The following is a 4,327-nucleotide window of genomic DNA, read 5'->3' as shown; positions in this document are numbered from 1 at the left end:
GAAATTGATGATATTGGGAAGACTTCGAAAATTCGTGTCCAGATTCTCTAATTGAATACTGTCTTTCCCTATTTCATCCTCGACCCGCGAAAGCAATAATTTCATTTCACCACCACGCCATCTATAGATGGATTGCTTGACATCTCCTACAAGCAAGTTGGTTTGGCCTTGACCAAGTGAATTTTCTAGTAATGGTTTGAAACTATCCCATTGGAATCCCGAGGTATCTTGAAACTCATCAATCAGGTAGTTTTTATACTGATTACCGACTTTTTCATAGATGAAAGGTGTATCATTTCCTTTGGTGATTTCCTTTAGAAATTCGTTGGCGTCTGAGATAAGTAAAATATTTTCCTCGTCTTTGACTAGCGTGAGCTCATCTAGGAGATTCCTAAAAACACCATAGACATAACTGTTTTTGGCAATGGCCTGAAGTGTATTCCATTTGCCAGTTAATACCAAAATCTGATGTAAAATCTGGTTTAAGCCTTGATCGTAAGCAGCTAGTATAGCATCGGTTTGCTTACTCGTTTTGGTATGCCAGCTTTCGGGATTATCAATTTTGGCTATTGTTGCTGGAGTAAGCTCCGGTAGTGGGTTTATTCTATCGCCAAGCTTATCAAGTATTTTGATAAATCCTCTGTTAAAATCTGACCACTCTAAGCCATTATTGGTTCGAATGGAAGTTGCCTGTTCACCTAGTTCTTTTGCCAGCTTTACAATTTCATGCTTTCTTTCTCTGACAAAGGACTGAAGCAAAGTGATATTTTCCTTATCCTTCAGAAACTCCTTAATTTCTGGTGCGTATTTTTTAAAATCCTCTTGAAAAATCTGCTGACCAAGACCTCTGATATTACGTCTTATATCCCAGGATTTCCCATTTTGGATTTGCTCATAAGCATAATCCACGAGCCATTTGTGAAGAAATTCATCCTCCATCACCAACATGACGACTCTATCTACGACCCTTTCTAACACAGCCAATTGATCTAGCTCCACATCAAATTTGGCGTTCAGATCAATTTCTCGTGCAAATGCCCTCACCACTTTTTGAAAGAAACTATCAATTGTACTAACAGAAAACCTACTGTAATCATGGAGAATAGCAGTGAGGGTCTGCTGTGCCATGAGCTTCAGTCCAGCTTCATCCACACCAAGAGAAGACATTAATTCTTGATCCATTTTTTCGGAAGAATCGACTCGATTTCGAAGTCTTTTCAACTCAGAAATAATCCGCTCCTTCATCTCCTGAGTAGCTTTATTGGTGAAAGTCACAGCAAGAATCTGCCTAAAAGCATGTGGACTTCGTAAAGCAAGCTTGAGGTACTCCAATGTCAGCGTGTAGGTTTTACCCGAACCTGCAGAGGATTTATAAATGATAAAAGGTTTCTGATCCATAATAAAAATGAAAGAAACTAATATAAGGAAGGGAGTTAGTTTATGTCGACAAAAAAATCATAGATGACAAATATTGTCACAAAAATGAAAATAAATACATTCAGCCTTTTAAATATAATGATGTTGTTTTTAGATGATATTTTTTGAAATTTTAAGCCTAAACCCAAAGCAATGCTCAAATCTATACTCCTTTCCTCAATTCTATCAATCAGTCTATTTTTTACAGTTTATGCAAATGATGGATATAACCTCTGGTTGGATTACCAAGCAATTCAGAATGCTGAGTTAAAATCCGAATTTAAATCCATGATGGATGGAATATATTTTTTTGGAGAAAACCCTACTTACCAGGCAATAAAAAATGAGTTGAATACAGCCTCAGAAAAGATGCTAAATCAGACTCCAATTTATACCAAAGAAAGGCTAAGCAGCACCAAAGTTTGGATTGGAACGAGAGATCAACTTTCGCAGGTATTATCTCTAACAGAGCAAGGCGAGATAAGTAGTCTTGGACCAGATGGATTTTGGAGAGGGCCCTTGGTTTTTGAAGGAAAAACCTACTATGCTATCATAGGTAATAAACCTGTGGGCGTATTATATGGAGTCTATAATTTGCTTAATTCTATCCAAACTAAAACTTTTAATAACTCATCAAAAGTTTCTGACAGTCCGAAAGTTAAATTCCGTATGTTAAACCATTGGGATAACTTGGATAGAACAGTAGAAAGAGGTTATGCAGGCTTTTCAATCTGGGACTGGCACAGGCTTCCAGGATATGTAGACCCTCGATATATTGACTATGCAAGAGCAAATGCTTCTATTGGAATTAATGCTGTTTCGCTAACGAATGTGAATGCGAATGCTCTGATTTTAACAACGGATTTCATGAAGAAAGCCAAAGTTTTGGCAGATATTTTTCGACCCTATGGGATCAAAGTTTTTCTTACTGCCCGATTCTCTGCTCCCATTCAGATTGGTGGTTTAGAAACTGCAGATCCATTGGACCCAAATGTGAAAGATTTCTGGAAAGAAAAGACAGATGAAATTTACTCTTTTATACCCGACTTTGGAGGCTTCTTAGTCAAGGCAAATTCAGAAGGTCAACCTGGCCCTCATGAGTACAAAAGAAACCATGCTGAAGGAGCAAATATGCTTGCAGATGCCCTTTCTCCTCATGGAGGTTTGTTAATCTGGCGAGCTTTTGTGTATTCTTTCGAAGAAGATCAAGACCGCCATAAACAAGCAAATTTTGAGTTTGAGCCTCTTGATGGAAAGTTTAGAGAAAATGTCATCATTCAGGTTAAAAACGGCGCAATAGATTTTCAACCCAGGGAACCATTTCATCCTCTTTTTGGGGCGATCAATGAGACAAATATTGGAATGGAATTTCAGATTACTCAAGAGTATCTCGGTCAAGCTACTCAATTGGTCTATTTGGCACCAATGTGGGAAGAAGTATTAAAAACCAGAATTTATAGGCCTAATCCATCTTCTACTGTTGCCAGTTTGCTGGAAGGAAAAGAAACAACTCAAAAAAACACTCTCATGGCAGGCGTTTCCAATATTGGAACCGATCGAAACTGGACTGGCCACTTATTTGGGCAGGCTAATTGGTTTGCATTTGGAAAGCAAGCTTGGAATCCGGAGATCACTTCTGAGGAGATCGCAACAGAATGGATTAAATTGACTTTTGGTCAAAACCCTGATATGGTTTCTAAAATCAGCAAAATCATGCTTGAATCGCATGAAACTGCCGTTGACTACATGACTCCGCTTGGCCTACATCATATCATGGGTAGATCCCACCATTACGGTCCTGGACCTTGGGTCGTGGGTGGTCGGGCAGATTGGACAGCTCCTTATTATCATCAGGCAGATAGCTTAGGGATTGGTTTTGATAGAACAAGAAGCGGAAGTGATGCTTTAGGTCAATATGCACCTGAAATAGTCGAAGCCTGGTCTGATCCAAAACAAATACCAGAAAAGTATTTACTGTGGTTTCACCATGTACCGTGGGATTTTAAATTAAAAAATGGAAATACCCTTTGGGAAGGGATTGCTTATCATTATGATAAAGGTGTTAAAGATGTCCGTGAGATGCAAGAAATCTGGGCTAGTCTGGAATCGGAAATAGATCCTGAGGAATTTGATCACGTCCGCCAGCTATTAGAAATTCAAGAGGAAGAGGCAGAATGGTGGAGAAATGCTTGTTTACTCTATTTTCAGACTTTTTCAAATAGACCGTTTCCTTCTGACATTGAGCAACCTGAAGGTGATTTGGAGTATTACAAGAGCCTTATGTTTCCTAATGCACCGGGGATATAGGAATTTGAGATTTGAGATTTAAAACCACTTCAAAATTCATCATTCGACGTTCTACATTCATTATTGGAAAATATTGAATGATGAATTACTAATAATGAAGTAAACTTTGTTCCTACTTTAAACTATGGAAAATTACACCATCCCATCTGCCACACGTATAGGCCATGTACATCTTAAGGTTTCTGATCTCCAGAAATCTCTAGACTTCTATCAAGGCTTGCTTGGTTTTGAGCTAGTAACGATGTACGGGAAAGATGCTGCATTTATCTCAGCAGGAGGATATCACCATCATATCGGATTGAATACTTGGCAAAGCAAAGGCGGAAAGCCAGCTCCAAAGAATGCTGCGGGACTATTCCATACCGCAATTGTTCTTCCTACTCGACGTGATCTGGCAATTCTTTTAAAAAGACTTGTTGACGCAAACTACCCTCTTACAGGTGCTGCAGATCACGGTGTTTCGGAAGCTTTATATTTAGACGATCCAGATGAAAATGGAGTTGAATTGTATTGGGACAGACCTCGTGATAAATGGCCTTTAAATCCTGACGGTAGTATTGAGATGTATACGAGGCAACTGGATATCAAGGGTCTTTTGGCTGAG

The 4,327-nt window shown here is 38.9% G+C and carries 3 protein-coding genes; 2 read left to right on the top strand and 1 reads right to left on the bottom strand.

Features of this window, described 5'->3' with window-relative positions; translation table 11 throughout:
* Positions 1–1,398, bottom strand: a 1,398-nt coding sequence (locus Q0L68_RS17035; RefSeq protein ID WP_296705439.1) for an exodeoxyribonuclease V subunit beta, incomplete at its 3' end; no start/stop codon positions are given.
* Positions 1,399–1,569: 171 nt separating this feature from the next.
* Here Q0L68_RS17035 and Q0L68_RS17030 point away from each other — a divergent pair.
* Positions 1,570–3,723: an alpha-glucuronidase family glycosyl hydrolase gene (locus Q0L68_RS17030; RefSeq protein ID WP_296705436.1), complete on the top strand. Its 2,154-nt coding sequence runs from the start codon at positions 1,570–1,572 to the stop codon at positions 3,721–3,723.
* Between the two features lie 124 nt (positions 3,724–3,847).
* A partial coding sequence (locus Q0L68_RS17025; protein WP_296705435.1) for a VOC family protein occupies positions 3,848–4,327 on the top strand: 480 nt, incomplete at its 3' end.

The organism is Algoriphagus sp., from assembly GCF_024642405.1.
Taxonomy (GTDB): domain Bacteria; phylum Bacteroidota; class Bacteroidia; order Cytophagales; family Cyclobacteriaceae; genus Algoriphagus.
The sequence above is the reverse complement of the archived record's forward strand: the minus strand, read 5'-3'. Positions and strand labels throughout refer to the sequence as shown.